The following is a 19,106-nucleotide window of genomic DNA, read 5'->3' on the forward strand; positions in this document are numbered from 1 at the left end:
ATTTAGAGATTATTTGCAATTTGAGAAAAAATATTCTTCACATACTATAAATGCTTATTTAAATGATGTTACTTACTTCGAGTCGTTTAATAAAGAGCATTTTGATCAGGACACTATTGAGCAGGTAAATTACAATCAGATTAGAAGTTGGATTGTTTCGCTTGTAGAAGATGGTCTTTCGAATAGTACAGTAAATAGAAAGATAGCTTCCTTAAAAGCTTTTTATAGATTTCTCTTAAAAATAAAACAAATTCAGATTAATCCGTTGCTGAAGCACAAAGCTTTAAAAACGGAAAAAAAACTTCAAATTCCATTTTCAGAAAAAGAACTTAAAGAAGCGTTGTCTCAAAATTTACATTCCGAAGGATTTCAGGAAATAAGAGATAAACTCATAGTGGAGTTGTTTTATACTTCAGGAATACGAAGAACAGAGCTTATTCATTTGAAATATTCCAATGTTAATTTAGTAAGTAATACTTTGAAGGTATTGGGGAAAAGAAATAAAGAGCGTATTCTTCCAGTTTTGCCTATAGTGTTAGAACAGTTGTCGCTATATATTAAGGAGCGTTCCTTGCTGGAAACAATAGTGGATGCAGATTATTTTTTTCTAACAAAAAAAGGGTTAAAATTGAGTGATTCTTTTGTGTATCGTTTAATAAATTCATACTTTAGTACTGTCTCTGAGAAGGTAAAAAAAAGTCCTCATGTATTAAGACATACGTTTGCGACTCACTTATTAAACAACGGAGCCGATTTGAATTCAGTTAAAGAGTTATTAGGACATTCTAGTTTGGCTTCTACGCAAATTTATACCCATAGCAGTTTATCTGAGCTTAAGAAAGTGTATCAAGAGGCGCATCCTAGGAATAAAAAGTAATTCTGAAATGTTTAACCATTAAAAAGATTGATTATGAAGGTAAATGTTCATGCAGTTAACTTTACTGTTGACAAAAAGCTAGTAGATTTCGTTCAAGAGAGAATGGATAAATTGGAAAAATATTATGATAGAGTTGTCTCTTCAGATGTTTTTATGAAAGTGGAAAAGACAAGTGAGAAGGAAAATAAAATTGTCGAAATAAAGATTAATGTTCCTGGAGATGATTTTTTGGTTAAAAAGCAGTGTAAATCCTTTGAGGAGGCAGTGGAGCAATCAGCAGAATCTCTAGAGCGATTACTGGTAAAACGTAAAGAAAAGTTAAGAACACATATTTAATTAAATTTTTTTTCAAAAAATGTTTTGATTAAAAGATAAAATCTCTACATTTGCAGTCCGTTAGAAATAGCGGACTTTTTTTATTGAAATCGCCAGCGTAGCTCAGTTGGCTAGAGCAGCTGATTTGTAATCAGCAGGTCGTGGGTTCGAGTCCCTCCGCCGGCTCAAAAGGCAAAAGTTGTAATGAAAAAAGTTGGGGAGATACTCAAGCGGCCAACGAGGGCAGACTGTAAATCTGCTGTGTGAACTTCGCAGGTTCGAATCCTGCTCTCCCCACAAGAATTAATTTTAGATTGAAGGTTTGAGATTGTAGATTGAAAAATCTAAAATTAGAAATCTAATCTCTTTAATCAAGGATTCTGCCGACTTAGCTCAGAGGTAGAGTGCTTCCTTGGTAAGGAAGAGGTCACGGGTTCAATTCCCGTAGTTGGCTCAAGTAAGTAGGAAATTGAAATAAATATATAAACTAGATTAAAAATTAAGTAAAATGGCAAAAGAAACCTTTAACCGTTCGAAACCACACTTAAATATTGGTACGATCGGACACGTAGATCACGGTAAAACTACTTTAACAGCAGCAATCACAAAAGTGTTATCTGATGCTGGTTACTGTCAAGCAAAATCATTTGATCAAATTGATAATGCTCCTGAAGAAAAAGAAAGAGGTATTACAATTAATACATCACACGTTGAGTACGAAACTGCTAACCGTCACTACGCACACGTTGACTGTCCTGGTCACGCGGATTACGTGAAAAACATGGTTACTGGTGCTGCTCAAATGGACGGTGCTATCCTTGTTGTAGCTGCAACTGATGGTCCAATGCCACAAACACGTGAGCACATCCTTTTAGGTCGCCAAGTAGGTATTCCTAGAATGGTAGTTTTCATGAACAAAGTGGATATGGTTGATGATGCTGAGTTGTTGGAATTGGTTGAAATGGAAATCAGAGACTTATTGTCTTTCTATGAATATGATGGTGACAACTGTCCAGTTATTCAAGGTTCTGCTTTAGGAGGATTGAATAATGATGCTGCTTGGGTTCCTAAAATTCTTGAATTGATGGAAGCTGTAGATTCTTGGATCGAAGAGCCAATCCGTGATACTGAAAAACCATTCTTGATGCCGGTTGAAGACGTATTTACAATTACAGGTCGTGGAACTGTTGCTACAGGTCGTATCGAAACTGGTATTGCTAATACAGGAGATGCTGTTGAAATCATTGGTATGGGAGCTGAAAAATTAACTTCTACTATTACAGGAGTTGAGATGTTCCGTAAAATCCTTGATAGAGGTGAGGCTGGAGATAACGTAGGTTTATTGTTAAGAGGTATTGATAAAGAATCTATCAAAAGAGGAATGGTTATCATTAAGCCAGGATCAGTTAAACCACATGCTACTTTCAAAGCTGAGGTGTATATCTTGAAAAAAGAAGAAGGTGGACGTCATACTCCATTCCATAATAACTACCGTCCACAGTTCTACGTACGTACAACTGACGTAACAGGAGTTATTACTTTACCAGAAGGTGTAGAGATGGTAATGCCAGGTGACAACTTAACTATCAATGTTACTTTGTTAAGTCCAATCGCAATGAGCGTAGGTTTACGTTTTGCTATCCGTGAAGGTGGTAGAACTGTAGGTGCAGGTCAGGTAACTGAAATTGTAGCTTAATACTATAATAAATACCAAAACCAGTGTCGTTTTGACGACACTGGTTTTTATTAACTACGGGCGTAGTTCAAGGGTAGAATAGCGGTCTCCAAAACCGTTGATGGGGGTTCGAATCCCTCCGCCCGTGCAAAATAAACTAATCACTATGACAAAAGTTGTTAATTACATATCAGAATCATTTGAAGAATTAAAATCAAATGTAACTTGGCCAGCTTGGGCTGAAGTACAACGTCTTACGATTGTTGTTGCTGTATTTTCAGTGGTATTCGCTTTAGCAACATGGGGAGTAGATGAAGTATTTGCAAATCTATTAGAGAAATTTTTCACCTGGATAAAAGCATAATTTTTTCTAATGGCAGATAATAATATAAAAAAGTGGTATGTCGTTCGTGCAGTAAGCGGACAAGAAAATAAAGTGAAAGCTTATATCGAAACGGAAATTGCTCGTTTAGGTATGAGTGATTACGTTTCACAAGTTCTTGTGCCTACTGAAAAAGTAGTTACTGTGAAAGAAGGTAAAAAATTATCGAAAGATAAAGTTTACTTTCCAGGATATGTTATGTTGGAAGCCAATTTGGTTGGAGAAATTCCTCATATTATTAAGTCTATTACAAGTGTTATAGGGTTCTTAGGGGAAACTAAAGGTGGTGAGCCAGTTCCGTTGAGAATGTCAGAAGTAAATAGAATGTTAGGTAAAGTTGATGAGTTGGCTGTAAATACAGATACTCGTTCAATTCCTTTCAACTTAGGTGAAACTATTAAAGTGATCGATGGTCCTTTTAATGGGTTTAACGGAACGGTTGAAAAAATTAATGAAGAAAAGCGTAAACTTGAAGTAATGGTGAAAATTTTCGGAAGAAAAACACCTTTGGAATTGAGTTTTATGCAAGTTGAAAAAGTATAATTTTTGTTACATCTATAATATCCACTGCAATCGCTTCCAATGATTGTCGTGTTAAATTTTTTAAAAATGGCTAAAGAAATTAGTAAGGTAGTTAAACTACAAGTTAAGGGAGGTGCTGCGAACCCGTCGCCACCGGTTGGACCTGCTTTAGGAGCTGCTGGGGTAAACATCATGGAGTTCTGTAAGCAATTTAATGCTAGAACACAAGATAAACCCGGCAAAATATGCCCAGTACAAATTACTGTGTATAAAGACAAATCATTTGATTTTGTTGTAAAAACTCCTCCGGCGGCTGTCCAGTTATTGGAAGCTGCAAAGCTAAAGTCCGGATCAGGTGAACCAAATCGTAAAAAAGTAGCTAGCGTTACTTGGGATGTTATCAAAGCAATTGCTGAAGATAAAATGGTAGATTTAAATGCATTCACAATCGAATCTGCTATGAGCATGATTGCTGGAACAGCTAGATCTATGGGTATAACTGTATCAGGAGATTCTCCTTTTTAATTAAGAGAAAGACATGGCAAAATTGACAAAAAAGCAAAAAGAGGCTGCTTCAAAAATTGAAAAGAACAAATTATATTCTTTAAAAGATGCTGCTGCATTAATTAAAGTTATTGCTTCTGCAAAATTTGATGAGTCTGTTGATATCGCTGTTAGATTGGGTGTAGATCCAAGAAAAGCGAATCAAATGGTGAGAGGTGTAGTAACCTTACCTCACGGTACAGGTAAAGATGTTAAAGTATTAGCATTAGTTACTCCAGATAAAGAAGCGGAAGCTTTGGCAGCTGGTGCAGACTATGTAGGTCTTGACGATTATTTACAAAAGATAAAAGATGGTTGGACAGATGTTGATGTTATCATCACTATGCCAGCTGTAATGGGTAAATTAGGTCCATTAGGTCGTATTTTAGGACCTAGAGGTTTAATGCCAAACCCTAAAACAGGTACAGTAACTATGGATGTTGCAAAAGCTGTTGCAGAGGTAAAAGCTGGTAAAATTGACTTCAAAGTTGATAAAACTGGTATCGTTCATGCAGGAATTGGTAAAGTTTCTTTTGGAGCTGAGCAAATTTATGACAATGCACACGAAATTATTCAAACATTAATCAAACTTAAACCAACTGCTGCTAAAGGTACCTACATTAAAGGTATTCACCTTACAAGCACTATGAGTCCTGCTATTGCATTGGACCCTAAAGCAGTATAATTGGTAGTTAATAATTTTTAGTATGACTAGAGAAGAAAAATCAATCGCGATTGAAGATTTAACTGCGCAGTTAGCTGGTACAAATATTGTTTATGTATCTGATATTTCTGGATTGAACGCAGAAACTACTTCAAACTTGAGAAGAGCTTGCTTTAAAGCGGGTATAAAATTAGAAGTAGTTAAAAATACTTTGCTTGCAAAAGCAATGGAAGCTTCTGATAAAGATTTTGGTGATTTACCAACTGTATTGGCTGGAAATTCTGCGATTTTTATTGCGGATGTTGCAAATGCACCTGGAAAAATCATTAAAGATTTCAGAAAAAAATCTGATAAGCCTGTATTAAAAGGAGCTTATATCAATTCTGAAATTTACATCGGTGATAATCAATTAGAAGCATTAGCTACTATTAAATCTAAAGAAGAGCTTATCGGCGAAATCATTGGATTGTTACAATCACCAGCTCAAAGAGTTATTTCTGCTTTACAAAACCAATTCGCTAATAGCGAAGAGGCTGGGGCATAATACTCAAAACAGGGAATTTAGTTTCCTTGTTGCTTAAAATAGCGCACAATAAATAAATTATATTTTTACAAATCATTTTAAAACGATAGAAAAAATGGCAGATTTGAAACAATTCGCAGAACAATTAGTTAATTTAACTGTAAAAGAAGTTAACGAATTAGCAACAATATTAAAAGATGAGTACGGAATCGAACCAGCTGCTGCAGCTGTAGTAGTTTCAGGTGGTGGAGAAGCTGCTGCTGAAGAAGCTCAAACAGAATTTACAGTTGTATTGAAAGAAGCTGGTGCTTCTAAATTAGCTGTAGTAAAATTAGTTAAAGAGCTTACAGGTTTAGGTTTGAAAGAAGCTAAAGATGTAGTTGATAGCGCTCCAAGTAACGTTAAAGAAGGTGTAACTAAAGAAGAGGCTGAAGGTCTTAAAAAATCTTTAGAAGAAGCTGGAGCTGTTGTTGAGTTAAAATAACTCTTACATAGTTTAGAATTCGGTTTAGGTCTTGAGTTTAGTCACTCAATGACCTAAACCATTTTTCGTATAATAAAATTATAACAAGTTTTATTATAATAATAGTTTAAAATACGAAAAAGTTTTTGATCAATACGAAGAAAAAAAATTGAACTGAATTTTACCTATTCATTTTTAAAGATGTATTGATTATAAAAAGAAAGGTATCAATTAAACATTGTGTTTTTACACAAAAAACTACTTTTTTTTAATCAAAATTTTGTCCATTGATGATAACAAATCAGACTGAAAGATTGAATTTTGCCTCTACAAAAAATATTCCTGACTATCCAGATTTTCTAGATGTTCAGGTAAAATCGTTTAAAGATTTCTTCCAATTGGAAACCAAATCTGACGAAAGAGGCGACGAAGGGTTATACAACACCTTCATGGAAAACTTTCCAATTACAGATACAAGAAATAACTTTGTATTGGAATTCCTAGATTACTTTGTAGATCCACCACGTTACACTATTCAAGAATGTATAGAAAGAGGTCTTACTTATAGTGTACCTTTAAAAGCAAGGTTGAAACTATATTGTACCGATCCTGAACACGAAGATTTTGAAACTATTGTGCAAGATGTTTATCTTGGAACAATACCTTATATGACACCAAGTGGTACTTTTGTAATCAATGGCGCTGAACGTGTTGTTGTTTCTCAATTGCACCGTTCTCCTGGGGTTTTCTTTGGACAGTCATTCCATGCAAATGGAACAAAATTATATTCTGCGAGAGTTATCCCTTTTAAAGGATCTTGGATAGAATTTTCTACAGATATTAATAGCGTAATGTATGCATATATCGATAGAAAGAAAAAATTACCTGTTACAACTTTATTCCGTGCTATTGGGTTCGAAAGAGACAAGGATATCCTTGAGATTTTCGACTTAGCTGAAGAAATTAAAGTTTCCAAAACAGGACTTAAAAAATATATTGGTAGAAAATTGGCTGCTCGTGTTTTGAACACTTGGCATGAAGATTTCGTTGATGAAGATACTGGCGAAGTTGTTTCTATCGAACGTAACGAAATAATCCTTGATAGAGATACAATTATCGACAAAGATAATGTTGAAGAAATCATCGATTCTAACGTTAAATCTATTTTGTTGCATAAAGAAGATAATAATCTTGTTGATTATTCTATCATTCACAATACACTACAAAAAGATCCAACAAACTCTGAAAAAGAAGCTGTTGAGCATATCTACAGACAATTGCGTAACGCAGAACCGCCTGATGAAGAAACTGCTCGTGGTATTATAGATAAATTATTCTTCTCTGACCAACGTTATAACTTAGGTGAAGTAGGTCGTTATAGAATTAACAAAAAACTTGGTCTTGATACTCCAATGGAAAAGCAAGTGCTTACCAAAGAAGATATCATTACTATTGTTAAGTATTTGATCGAATTGATCAACTCTAAAGCAGAGATTGATGATATTGATCACTTATCAAACCGTCGTGTTAGAACAGTTGGAGAACAATTGTCTCAACAATTCGGTGTTGGTTTAGCACGTATGGCTAGAACTATTCGTGAGAGAATGAACGTTAGAGATAACGAGGTGTTTACACCAATTGATTTGATTAATGCTAAAACATTATCATCAGTTATCAACTCTTTCTTTGGAACAAACCAGTTGTCTCAATTTATGGATCAAACAAATCCATTAGCTGAGATTACACACAAAAGAAGATTATCTGCACTTGGACCAGGTGGACTTTCGAGAGAAAGAGCTGGATTTGAGGTTCGTGACGTTCACTATACGCACTACGGACGTTTATGTCCAATTGAAACTCCTGAGGGACCAAACATTGGTTTGATATCTTCTCTTGGTGTTTATGCTAAAGTAAACGGAATGGGTTTCATTGAAACACCTTACCGTAAAGTGAATAATGGTGTAGTTGATTTAGATGCTACTCCTATTTACTTAAGTGCTGAAGAAGAGGAAGGAATGTTAATTGCGCAAGCAAACATTAAAATGGATAATACTGGTAAAATCACTGCCGAAAACGTAATTGCGCGTCAAGAAGGTGACTTCCCTGTAATTGACCCTTCTCAAGTACATTATACAGACGTTGCTCCTAATCAAATTGCTTCGATTTCTGCTTCTTTGATTCCTTTCTTGGAACATGATGATGCGAATAGAGCGTTGATGGGATCAAACATGATGCGTCAGGCCGTACCATTAATTCGTCCTGAAGCACCAATTGTTGGAACTGGTTTAGAGCGTCAAGTGGCTTCAGATTCTAGAGTTTTAATTAACGCAGAAGGAAATGGAGTTGTTGAATACGTTGATGCTAATATCATCACTATCAAATATGATCGTTCTGAAGAAGAAAGAATGGTAAGTTTTGAATCTGATGAGAAAACATACAACTTAATTAAATTTAGAAAAACCAATCAAGGAACAAGTATCAACCTTAAACCTATCGTAAGAAAAGGGGACAGAGTGATTCCTGGTCAAGTATTGTCTGAAGGATATGCTACTCAAAATGGTGAATTAGCTTTAGGTCGTAACCTAAAAGTTGCATTTATGCCATGGAAAGGATACAACTTCGAGGATGCGATTGTGATTTCTGAAAAAGTGGTTCGTGACGATATCTTTACTTCAATCCACGTAGACGATTACTCATTAGAGGTAAGAGATACTAAATTAGGTAACGAAGAATTAACGAACGATATACCAAACGTTTCTGAAGAAGCTACTAAAGATTTGGATGAAAATGGTATGATTAGAATTGGTGCCGAGGTTAAACCGGGTGACATTCTTATCGGTAAAATTACTCCAAAAGGAGAATCAGATCCGACTCCAGAAGAGAAATTGCTTCGTGCAATCTTCGGGGATAAAGCAGGTGATGTAAAAGATGCTTCATTGAAAGCTTCTCCTTCTTTACACGGTGTGGTTTTAGATAAAAAATTATTTGCAAGAGCAGTAAAAGATAAACGTAAACGTACTCAGGACAAAGATGCTTTAGGAGCACTTGAAATGGAGTTTGAAGTTAAGTTTGTTGAGCTTAAAGATAAATTGATTGAGAAACTTTTCAATATCGTAAACGGAAAAACTTCTCAAGGTGTAATGAATGATTTGGGTGAAGAAGTTTTACCAAAAGGTAAAAAATATACTCAAAAAATGCTTTATGCTGTTGAAGATTTTGCTCACTTAAGTAAAGGTCAATGGGTTGCAGATGATGTAACTAATAAAATGGTTAATGATTTGATTCATAACTATAAAATTAAATTGAACGATTTACAAGGTGCTTTACGTAGAGAAAAATTCACTATTACTGTTGGGGATGAATTGCCATCTGGAATCTTGAAATTAGCTAAAGTATATATTGCCAAAAAACGTAAGTTGAAAGTTGGGGATAAAATGGCGGGACGTCACGGTAACAAAGGTATCGTTGCTCGTATCGTTCGTCATGAAGATATGCCTTTCCTTGAAGACGGAACCCCAGTTGATATTGTGTTGAACCCACTTGGGGTACCTTCACGTATGAACATTGGACAAATCTATGAAACAGTTTTAGGTTGGGCTGGTATGAATTTGGGTAGAAAATTTGCTACACCAATTTTTGACGGAGCAACTCTTGACCAAATCAATGAATTGACTGACGAAGCTGGAGTACCACGTTTTGGACATACACATCTTTATGATGGAGGTACAGGAGAACGTTTCCACCAAGCAGCAACAGTAGGTGTAATCTATATGTTAAAATTAGGTCACATGGTTGATGATAAGATGCACGCACGTTCTATCGGACCATACTCGTTGATTACTCAACAACCACTTGGAGGTAAAGCTCAATTTGGAGGTCAGCGTTTTGGAGAGATGGAGGTTTGGGCACTTGAAGCTTATGGAGCATCAAGTACTCTTCGTGAAATCTTAACTGTTAAATCTGATGATGTTATAGGTAGAGCCAAAACTTACGAGGCAATCGTAAAAGGAGAGTCTATGCCAGAACCAGGATTGCCAGAATCATTCAATGTATTGATGCATGAATTGAAAGGTCTTGGACTTGATATTCGTTTAGAAGAATAAATTAAAATTTAGTAGTAATCAGTCCGATTTTTTTCGAGACTGATTACTCATTTTTACGAGTTTTTTGGATTTATGCCCGTAACCCGTTCCGATTTTTCATAAAACCTTAAATGTTTTGTGACTAGCACTTCAAAATTTAGTTGAAGTTTAGAGAAGTAATTCGAGGTAGTAGAATTGTAGCATTGCTAAGTATCTACAAAATCAATTTTTAATTGCAAATAAATCAATAGTAAAAACTATGATGAACAATAGAAATAATAATAAAGATAAGAATCCTGTAAAAAGGTTTGACAAAATTTCAATTGGATTGGCTTCGCCAGAATCAATATTGAAAGAGTCAAGAGGTGAGGTTTTAAAACCTGAAACTATCAATTACAGAACTCACAAACCAGAGCGCGATGGTCTTTTCTGCGAAAGAATTTTTGGGCCAGTTAAAGATTTTGAATGTGCTTGTGGTAAATATAAAAGAATACGTTACAAAGGGATCATCTGTGATCGTTGTGGTGTTGAAGTTACTGAAAAGAAAGTACGTAGAGATAGAGTAGGGCATATCAATCTTGTTGTGCCTATCGCTCATATCTGGTATTTCCGTTCACTTCCTAATAAAATTGGTTATATCCTTGGTCTTCCGTCTAAGAAATTAGATATGATTATCTACTACGAAAGATATGTAGTTATTCAGCCGGGTATTGCTAAAAATGCTGATGGTGAATCTATTCAAAGATTAGATTTCTTGACAGAAGAAGAATATTTGAATATCTTAGATACTCTTCCTGCAGATAATCAATATTTAGATGATTTTGATCCAAATAAATTTGTTGCCAAAATGGGAGCAGAGTGTATTATGGATTTATTGGCTCGTATTAATCTTGACGAATTGTCATATGACTTAAGACATAAAGCGAATAACGAAACATCAAAACAACGTAAAACGGAAGCGTTAAAGAGACTACAAGTTGTAGAATCTTTCCGTGAGTCTACTTTGAACAGAGAGAATCGTCCTGAATGGATGATTATGAAAGTAATTCCGGTAATTCCACCAGAATTGCGTCCTCTTGTGCCTCTTGATGGAGGTCGTTTTGCAACTTCAGATTTGAATGACTTATACCGTCGTGTAATCATCCGTAACAACCGTTTGAAAAGATTAATCGAGATTAAAGCTCCTGAAGTAATCTTAAGAAACGAAAAACGTATGTTGCAGGAATCTGTAGATTCACTTTTCGATAATACTCGTAAAGCTTCTGCAGTAAAAACAGAATCAAACAGACCTTTGAAATCATTATCTGATTCGTTAAAAGGTAAACAAGGACGTTTCCGTCAAAACTTACTTGGAAAACGTGTGGATTATTCTGCTCGTTCGGTAATTGTTGTTGGACCTGAATTGAAATTGTTCGAATGTGGTTTGCCAAAAGATATGGCTGCTGAATTATACAAACCTTTCGTTATCCGTAAATTGATAGAAAGAGGAATTGTAAAAACAGTAAAATCTGCTAAGAAAATTATAGACAAAAAAGAGCCTGTAGTATGGGATATTCTTGAGAATGTAATCAAAGGACATCCAGTATTACTAAACCGTGCTCCTACTTTGCACAGATTAGGTATTCAAGCTTTCCAACCAAAATTAATTGAAGGAAAAGCAATCCAATTGCACCCTTTAGTTTGTACTGCATTTAATGCGGATTTTGATGGGGATCAGATGGCGGTTCACTTGCCGTTAGGACCAGAGGCTATTTTGGAAGCACAATTGTTAATGTTGGCTTCTCACAATATCTTGAACCCTGCAAATGGTGCACCGATTACTGTACCTTCTCAAGACATGGTACTTGGTCTTTATTATATGACCAAAGAGCGTTTGTCTACACCTGAGAAAACTATTTTAGGGCAAGGAATTACTTTCTATTCTGCTGAAGAGGTTAATATTGCTTTAAATGAAGGAAGATTGGAATTGAATGCTCAAGTGAAAATTAGAGCAAAAGATTTTAATGAAGAGGGTGAATTAGTTTATAAAATTATTCAAACTACTGCTGGACGTGTATTATTTAATGAAGTAGTACCTGAAGCAGCTGGATATATCAATGATGTATTGACTAAGAAAAACTTAAGAGATATTATCGGACACGTATTGAGTTCGACTGATGTTCCTACTACAGCAGCTTTCTTGGACAATATGAAAGATATGGGTTATAAATTTGCATTCAAAGGAGGATTATCATTCTCTCTTGGTGATATTAGAATCCCAGAACAAAAACCAAAATTAATTGCAGATGCCAGAGAGCAAGTTGAAGGTATTTCTGCGAATTATAACATGGGTCTTATTACCAATAACGAACGTTACAACCAAGTTATTGATGTATGGACTTCAGCAAATGCTCAATTGACAGAGTTAGCAATGAAAAACATTAGAGAAGACCAGCAAGGTTTTAACTCTGTGTATATGATGCTTGATTCTGGAGCAAGGGGTTCCAAAGAACAAATTCGTCAGTTAACCGGTATGCGTGGTTTGATGGCTAAGCCTAAAAAATCTACTGCTGGTGGTGGTGAAATTATTGAAAACCCGATTCTTTCTAACTTTAAAGAAGGTCTTTCTATCCTTGAGTACTTTATCTCTACTCACGGTGCTCGTAAAGGTCTTGCGGATACGGCTTTGAAAACGGCCGATGCTGGATACTTAACTAGAAGATTACATGACGTTTCTCAAGATGTTATTGTTAACATCGAGGATTGTGGTACTCTTAGAGGTATTGAAGTTTCTGCTTTGAAGAAAAATGAGGAAATTGTTGAATCATTAGGAGAAAGAATCTTAGGACGTGTTGCATTGCAAGATGTAATTAATCCTTTGACAAGTGAGATTTTAGTTCACGCTGGTCAGCAGATCACTGAAGCATTAGTGAAAGGTATTGAAGCTTCTCCAGTGGAGAAAGTTGAAGTGCGTTCGCCACTTGTTTGTGAGGCTACTAAAGGTATTTGTGCTAAATGTTACGGTAGAAACTTAGCTACTGGTAAAATGACTCAAAGAGGTGAGGCAGTTGGTGTAATTGCAGCGCAGTCTATTGGAGAGCCAGGTACACAGTTAACATTACGTACTTTCCACGTTGGAGGGGTTGCAGGAGGTATTTCTGAAGAGTCTAGTATTATTACTCGTTTTGCAGGTAAACTAGAGATCGAGGATTTAAAAACTGTAAAAGGTGAAGATGGAGAAGGAAATGCAGTTGATATTGTAGTTTCTCGTTCTACTGAATTGAAATTGATTGACGAAAAAACAGGAATTCTATTAAGTACAAACAATATTCCTTACGGTTCTAGCATCTTTGTAAATGATGGTGATTCTGTAGCAAAAGGGACTGTTATTTGTAAATGGGATCCATATAATGGAGTTATCGTTTCTGAGTTTACTGGTAAAATTGCTTATGAAGATTTAGAGCAAGGACAATCGTTCATGGTTGAAATTGATGAGCAAACTGGTTTCCAAGAAAAAGTAATTTCTGAGTCAAGAAACAAAAAATTAATACCAACTTTATTGGTTTACGGTAAAGAAGGTGAATTGATTCGTTCTTACAACTTACCGGTTGGAGCTCACTTGATGGTTGAAAACGGGGAGAAAATTAAAGCTGGTAAAGTTTTGGTTAAAATTCCACGTCGTTCATCTAAATCTGGGGATATTACAGGAGGTTTACCAAGAATTACAGAGTTGTTAGAGGCTCGTAATCCTTCGAATCCAGCTGTAGTTTCTGAGATTGATGGAGTAGTTTCTTTTGGTAAAATCAAAAGAGGTAACCGTGAAATCGTTATTGAATCTAAATTTGGTGATGTTAGAAAATACTTGGTTAAATTATCAAGCCAAATTTTAGTTCAAGAAAATGACTTCGTTAGAGCTGGTGTGCCATTGTCTGATGGAGCCATTACTCCAGATGATATTTTAAGAATTCAAGGGCCTGCTGCTGTTCAACAGTATTTGGTTAATGAAATTCAAGAGGTATACCGTCTTCAAGGGGTAAAAATTAACGATAAGCACTTTGAGGTAGTAATACGTCAAATGATGCGTAAAGTTAGAGTTCAAGATCCAGGTGATACTTTGTTCTTAGAAGATCAATTGATTCATACTAAAGACTTTATTGTTGAAAACGATAAGTTATACGGAATGAAAGTGGTTGAAGATGCTGGAGATTCAAGTGTTTTAAAAGCTGGTCAAATTATAACACCACGTCAATTGCGTGATGAGAATTCATTATTGAAGCGTACAGATAAAAACCTAGTTGTTGCACGTGATGTAATTACAGCAACTGCAACACCTGTTTTACAAGGTATTACTAGAGCTTCTCTTCAAACTAAATCATTTATTTCTGCTGCTTCTTTCCAAGAAACAACAAAAGTATTAAACGAAGCTGCTGTTGCAGGTAAGGTTGATTTATTAGAAGGATTGAAAGAAAATGTAATTGTTGGTCATAGAATTCCAGCCGGTACCGGTATGAGAGAATATGATAATGCAATTGTAGGATCTAGAGAAGATTATAATGATATGATGGCTAATAAAGAAGAATATATTTATTAATTCTTTTCCTCAATGTTCTCTCTCTACTTATGTAGGGAGAGAATTTTGATAAAAATAAAATTTATGAGCAATTCTAAACAACAACAAGAGCAGATTAACATAGAATTAGATGAAAAAGTAGCCGAAGGGATTTATTCCAATTTAGCTATAATTAATCATTCTTCATCTGAATTTGTATTAGATTTTGTATGTATAATGCCAGGTGTTCCAAAAGCGAAAGTGAAATCAAGAATTGTTTTGACTCCACAACACGCTAAAAGATTACTTAAAGCTTTAGGTGAAAATATTCACCGGTTTGAAGTGTCACATGGTGAAATCAAAGAGGTTGAACAAGCTTCAATTCCCATTAATTTTGGTCCAACAGGACAAGCATAATTTAAAAAAAAAGACTCCAGAAATGGGGTCTTTTTTTATTTAGTCATATTGCACTTTCTCAATTATACAAAAAGTATAAATTTTAATGTCATGTAGAATTTGCGATTTGTTCACAAGGATTTTTTTTCAATTGATTTCAATTTTATAATTATTGCACTTAAACGGTTTTTTTAGCCTTTTAACGACTATTTTTTTTCTTGGTTATCTATTCAATTAGTTTCGCGCCCAGTTGATGTTTCTTAATTCATCACAAGCAAAGAAAATGAATAGAGTTTTTAAAATAATAAAAAAGAACACCAATAAAATGCAATTTTGGATTCTAATTGGGTTTGTTTTTTTTACTAGTTCTACTGTTTTTTCCCAAAATTCTAATATAGAGAATCCTTCGAATGAAGTTTCATTAAATCAGTATGGTAGTACTGATGGCACAACTCCTGTAAGAGTATCGACTTTAGAGTTGAATTCAAATATGAACTTTATTTTGTGGTTTATGGGGACCAAAGAAGACATTAATAGTACTAAATCCAATGATTCATTTTATTCTAAAAAAAGTATTTTGACATCAGGCAGAGAACCCAATCACTTATTAATGAAAACGCTTTTGAAAAAAGCAATTAATAATAAATCTTGTTAATATTTTAGGTTAAATTTAATTTGTATATATAAAAAACGCCAACTTATTGTTGGCGTTTTTTTTGTGTTTTGAATTTTTTATAGTTTACTCAAATTCAGAAGTGAAAAATAATTTTACACTTGGATATTTACTTTGAGTCATTTGAATTGTAAAGTCAGAATCGGCAAGGAAAACCAATTGATTGTACTTGTCTTTTGCTAAAAATTTCTGTTTGATGCGTTTAAATTCTTTAAATTCTTCATTTTTAGCATCATCAGGTTTTACCCAACAGGCTTTGTGAACTGGGAAGTTTTCATACGTGCATTTGGCTCCATATTCGTGCTCCAATCGGTATTGAATAACCTCATATTGAAGCGCTCCTACAGTTCCAATTACTTTTCGGTTATTCATTTCTAATGTAAATAGTTGAGCCACACCTTCGTCCATCAATTGATCAACACCTTTGTCTAACTGTTTGGCTTTCATTGGATCGGCATTGTTGATGTATCTAAAGTGTTCTGGAGAGAAGCTTGGGATCCCTTTAAAACTCATTATTTCGCCTTCGGTCAAAGTATCGCCAATTTTGAAATTTCCAGTATCGTGCAATCCAACAATATCGCCAGGATATGAAATATCTACAATCTCTTTCTTTTCGGCAAAGAATGCGTTAGGGCTTGAGAATTTTAAGTTCTTTTTTTGGCGAACATGATAATAGGGTTTGTTTCTTTCAAACGTTCCGGAGACAATTTTTATAAATGCCAAACGGTCTCTATGTTTAGGATCCATGTTGGCATGGATTTTAAATACAAATCCAGACATTTTTTCTTCTTTCGGGTCTACTAGTCTAGTTTCTGAGTCTTTAGGTCTAGGTGACGGAGCAATAGCTACGAAACAATCTAATAATTCTCTAACTCCAAAATTATTTAAGGCAGAGCCAAAAAAGACAGGTTGTAATTTACCGTCCAGATAATCTTGTCGGTCAAATTTTGGATAAACCTCGTCTATTAATTCTAATTCCTCACGTAAACGATCAGCAGGTTTTTGACCGATTATTTTTTCTAATTCGGAGCTTTGTACATCTGAAAATGCAATTGTTTCTTCGATGTTTTTACGACTATCACCGCTAAATAAATTGATGTTTTGTTCCCAAAGATTGTAAATTCCCTGGAAGTCATATCCCATCCCAATAGGGAAACTTAGTGGAGTAACTGTTAATCCAAGTTTTTGTTCAACTTCGTCCATCAAGTCAAATGCGTCTTTTCCTTCCCTGTCTAATTTATTAATGAATACAATGATTGGAATTTTACGCATTCTACATACAGCAACCAGTTTTTCGGTTTGCTCTTCAACCCCTTTGGCAACATCAATAACAACAATTACGCTGTCTACTGCTGTTAAGGTTCTAAAAGTATCTTCAGCAAAATCCTTGTGACCTGGTGTGTCAAGAATATTTATTTTTTTCTCTTTGTAATTAAAGGCTAAAACAGAAGTAGAAACCGAGATCCCTCTCTGACGCTCAATTTCCATGAAATCGCTTGTAGCTCCTTTTTTTATTTTATTATTTTTAACCGCACCAGCTTCTTGAATTGCTCCTCCAAAAAGAAGTAATTTTTCAGTTAGTGTTGTTTTTCCGGCATCGGGGTGTGAAATAATCCCAAAAGTGCGTCGTCTTTGTATTTCTTTTAAAAAACTCATATTTTTATATCAATAGTTTGCAAAAGTACTATTTATAAATTCTATATGAAAAAATATAGTTATAATAAAAGGGTAGTTATGTTTTGATTAATATGATTCTAAAAAAAAAAGCTACCCAAACGGATAGCTTTAATTTCTAAATAATCAGTGTTAGATGTTGAGTGACCAAACAGTATAACTTTTTGGAGGGCATTGTATCTTTACCCATTGGTCTCCTTGGGTTGTTGGATACCATGAAGAATTTCCTGTAAAATCTTTAATTTGTTTTGAACTCCAGTTGGTTTGAATCCATCTTTCTAATGTAGCGGTGGAATTATTGATGTAAATCACTAATCCAGGATTTCCATTATAGCCATTTCTTCTGGCAATATACTCATCGTTATCGGCATATAATATGGAAGTATTTCCTGTTGCTTTGTTGTTGTGAATCCAAATAAGGTTGTTCAATTTTGTTTTGTTCAACCATTCTTCGTAATCTCTATAAAAAATGGTTGGGTAGCCTTCGTGAGTAAGAATGTATGCATAGGCTAATTCTTTTGCCCAAATTTCATCAGTATCGTGATTGGTTACAAAAGTGACTGCTTTGTATGGGTTTCTTTTCCACATCATGTCGTCTTTTAATTTGTTTAAATCATTACCGTCAAAAGCATCATTCATTTTGTAATAACAAGCAAAATCAAAAACGGAACTATTGGCATTATTGGCCCAATCATTTAAGATATTAACATTACTATCCCATAATTCACCAACTGAGAAACCGCCAACATTTGCATTCCAGTCTTTTACAACCCAAGAACCGAAGCCTTTTACGTAGTCAAATCTCCATCCATCAAATTTCATGGTGTTTTTGTAATATTTACCTACACCGTCTGTTCTTTTCCAAAGCCAATCTTGTACGTAAGGATTTGCGTGACATAAATCTGGAAATCCTCCAAATGAACCTTCGTCATTATTGCCGTAACTGTTTTTATAAAAGTCATTATAAGTACGTTTGAATTTGCCTGATTTTACTCCTGTAAAATTTGTCCAAGTATTAGTTCCTGTAAAAGGATTAGCTTCTGATTGTCCTCCACTATTGTGGTTGATTACGATGTCAGCATATACTTTTATGTTTTCAGTGTGTGCTTTTGTAATTAAGTTCACTAATTCTGTTTTTGAGCCAAATCGTGTTTCTGTGGTTCCATTTTGATTATAATCGCCAAAATCAAAGTAGTCAGTAGGGTCGTATCCCATTGAGAAAGCTCCATTTTGTGCTTTTGATACAGGAGGCAGCCAGATAGATCCGATTCCTGCATTTCCCCATGCGACAACTTTAGTGCCTACGGTATTCCACCAAGTTCCTCCTGAGGGAACATCCCAATAAAAGGCTTGCATCATAACTCCTCCTCCTGGATTGTCTACATATTTTCCCGTAAGAGATGTTTTTGAAATTCCGGTACTAAATGGACGTCCGTCATGTGTTGTCACATTTATTGTCTTGAAAGCTGTTGTTGCCGATGTGTTTACATCACTGATTTCATCAGATGAGTTACAGGAATAAAGTCCTGCCAGTAGTGTTGTCAAAAAAAACATTCTAAAAATTGGTTTCTTCATAATTTGGTTATTTAAGGTTAGTAATAGGTTAATTGTGGGCTTAATAAGAATTCTGTTCTGCGTGTAAAACTGTTTTATTTTTGGCTTTTTTACTTTTTAATTAGTTGTTAATTATCAGATTAACTTTTTTAGCGTAGCGAATGTATTTAAAATTGGATAAGATTTGTAATTTTTTTATTTCAAATAAACACTACAACGATATAGTGTTTATAAA

The 19,106-nt window shown here is 34.8% G+C and carries 15 protein-coding genes and 4 tRNA genes; 17 read left to right on the plus strand and 2 right to left on the minus strand.

Features of this window, described 5'->3' with window-relative positions:
* The 17 genes from B0E44_RS03535 to B0E44_RS03615 all read left to right on the plus strand — a co-directional run.
* Nucleotides 1-877, plus strand: an 877-nt coding sequence (locus B0E44_RS03535) for a tyrosine-type recombinase/integrase (protein ID WP_254423238.1), incomplete at its 5' end; no start/stop codon positions are given.
* A gap of 33 nt (nt 878-910) precedes the next feature.
* A complete protein-coding gene (gene hpf / locus B0E44_RS03540; protein WP_077370830.1) occupies nt 911-1,213 on the plus strand; it encodes a ribosome hibernation-promoting factor, HPF/YfiA family in 303 nt (100 codons plus the stop codon).
* A gap of 91 nt (nt 1,214-1,304) precedes the next feature.
* Nucleotides 1,305-1,378: transfer RNA gene (locus B0E44_RS03545), tRNA-Thr, on the plus strand.
* A 30-nt stretch (nt 1,379-1,408) separates the two neighbouring features.
* Nucleotides 1,409-1,489 (plus strand) — tRNA-Tyr (locus B0E44_RS03550).
* 85 nt (nt 1,490-1,574) lie between these two features.
* Nucleotides 1,575-1,646: transfer RNA gene (locus B0E44_RS03555), tRNA-Thr, on the plus strand.
* Nucleotides 1,647-1,700: 54 nt separating this feature from the next.
* The gene (gene tuf / locus B0E44_RS03560; protein ID WP_077370831.1) at nt 1,701-2,888 is read left to right on the plus strand and encodes an elongation factor Tu; all 1,188 of its coding nucleotides are present in this window, start codon (nt 1,701-1,703) and stop codon (nt 2,886-2,888) included.
* Between the two features lie 56 nt (nt 2,889-2,944).
* Nucleotides 2,945-3,015, plus strand: a tRNA-Trp gene (locus tag B0E44_RS03565).
* An 18-nt stretch (nt 3,016-3,033) separates the two neighbouring features.
* The gene (gene secE / locus B0E44_RS03570) at nt 3,034-3,231 is read left to right on the plus strand and encodes a preprotein translocase subunit SecE (protein ID WP_077370842.1); all 198 of its coding nucleotides are present in this window, start codon (nt 3,034-3,036) and stop codon (nt 3,229-3,231) included.
* 9 nt (nt 3,232-3,240) lie between these two features.
* A complete protein-coding gene (nusG, locus tag B0E44_RS03575) occupies nt 3,241-3,792 on the plus strand; it encodes a transcription termination/antitermination protein NusG (protein ID WP_077370832.1) in 552 nt (183 codons plus the stop codon).
* A gap of 66 nt (nt 3,793-3,858) precedes the next feature.
* Nucleotides 3,859-4,296, plus strand: coding sequence for a 50S ribosomal protein L11 (gene rplK, locus B0E44_RS03580; protein ID WP_035639405.1), 438 nt, complete (start codon nt 3,859-3,861; stop codon nt 4,294-4,296).
* A 13-nt stretch (nt 4,297-4,309) separates the two neighbouring features.
* Entirely contained in the window at nt 4,310-4,999 is a 690-nt protein-coding gene (gene rplA, locus B0E44_RS03585; RefSeq protein ID WP_072944426.1) for a 50S ribosomal protein L1, read from the plus strand.
* 22 nt (nt 5,000-5,021) lie between these two features.
* Nucleotides 5,022-5,522 carry a 50S ribosomal protein L10 gene (rplJ, locus tag B0E44_RS03590; protein WP_077370833.1) on the plus strand — a complete coding sequence of 167 codons (501 nt, stop codon included), beginning with the start codon at nt 5,022-5,024 and terminating at the stop codon, nt 5,520-5,522.
* Nucleotides 5,523-5,616: 94 nt separating this feature from the next.
* Complete coding sequence (rplL, locus tag B0E44_RS03595) at nt 5,617-5,985, plus strand: 50S ribosomal protein L7/L12 (protein ID WP_077370834.1); 369 nt, start codon at nt 5,617-5,619, stop codon at nt 5,983-5,985.
* Nucleotides 5,986-6,254: 269 nt separating this feature from the next.
* Nucleotides 6,255-10,067 carry a DNA-directed RNA polymerase subunit beta gene (gene rpoB / locus B0E44_RS03600; protein ID WP_077370835.1) on the plus strand — a complete coding sequence of 1,271 codons (3,813 nt, stop codon included), beginning with the start codon at nt 6,255-6,257 and terminating at the stop codon, nt 10,065-10,067.
* A 238-nt stretch (nt 10,068-10,305) separates the two neighbouring features.
* Nucleotides 10,306-14,616 carry a DNA-directed RNA polymerase subunit beta' gene (rpoC, locus tag B0E44_RS03605; protein WP_077370836.1) on the plus strand — a complete coding sequence of 1,437 codons (4,311 nt, stop codon included), beginning with the start codon at nt 10,306-10,308 and terminating at the stop codon, nt 14,614-14,616.
* 63 nt (nt 14,617-14,679) lie between these two features.
* Complete coding sequence (locus B0E44_RS03610; protein WP_077370837.1) at nt 14,680-14,991, plus strand: DUF3467 domain-containing protein; 312 nt, start codon at nt 14,680-14,682, stop codon at nt 14,989-14,991.
* A 262-nt stretch (nt 14,992-15,253) separates the two neighbouring features.
* The gene (locus B0E44_RS03615; RefSeq protein WP_124019271.1) at nt 15,254-15,625 is read left to right on the plus strand and encodes a hypothetical protein; all 372 of its coding nucleotides are present in this window, start codon (nt 15,254-15,256) and stop codon (nt 15,623-15,625) included.
* Between the two features lie 84 nt (nt 15,626-15,709).
* Here the strand turns inward: B0E44_RS03615 and B0E44_RS03620 are convergent, their stop codons facing one another.
* Together B0E44_RS03620 and B0E44_RS03625 are read right to left on the minus strand one after the other, a co-directional pair.
* Complete coding sequence (locus B0E44_RS03620) at nt 15,710-17,299, minus strand: peptide chain release factor 3 (RefSeq protein WP_077370839.1); 1,590 nt, start codon at nt 17,297-17,299, stop codon at nt 15,710-15,712.
* Nucleotides 17,300-17,449: 150 nt separating this feature from the next.
* Nucleotides 17,450-18,892, minus strand: coding sequence for an alpha-amylase (locus B0E44_RS03625; RefSeq protein WP_077370840.1), 1,443 nt, complete (start codon nt 18,890-18,892; stop codon nt 17,450-17,452).
* Between the last annotated feature and the right edge of the window lie 214 nt (nt 18,893-19,106).

The sequence above is a fragment of the Flavobacterium sp. A45 genome (assembly GCF_002001005.1).
In the GTDB taxonomy this organism is placed as follows: domain Bacteria; phylum Bacteroidota; class Bacteroidia; order Flavobacteriales; family Flavobacteriaceae; genus Flavobacterium.